This window comes from Stenotrophomonas sp. SrG (assembly GCF_050031795.1).
GTDB classification, from domain to species: domain Bacteria; phylum Pseudomonadota; class Gammaproteobacteria; order Xanthomonadales; family Xanthomonadaceae; genus Stenotrophomonas; species Stenotrophomonas rhizophila_A.
The window spans coordinates 1-229 of the sequence record NZ_JBNBBE010001844.1 but is presented as its reverse complement, the minus strand read 5'-3'; the positions used below and the strand labels follow the sequence as shown (position 1 = coordinate 229).

Below are 229 nucleotides of genomic sequence, written 5' to 3'. Positions count from 1 at the left end.
TCCTCGCTCACGCGCAGGCGCAGGGTGGTGCTGCGCGTGAAGCGGCCGGCCACTTCGCGCAGGTGCTCGTCGCGGAACACGATGCGGCCCTGCCACCCCGCGATCATGCTGGCCGCGTCCTCATCGCGCAGCTGCACGCGCTGGTCGCGATAGTCCCCCTGGGCCACCTTGCCCGCCGACAGATCGGCCAGCAGGCGTCCGCGGCCGCCATCACCGTGCACCTGTACGC

General features: G+C 72.5%; 1 protein-coding gene. It reads right to left on the bottom strand.

Going from position 1 to position 229, the window contains the following annotated elements:
• Positions 1 to 229 (bottom strand): hypothetical protein (locus ACQG3P_RS25590; RefSeq protein ID WP_426806608.1); only part of this gene is annotated, 229 nt, incomplete at both ends.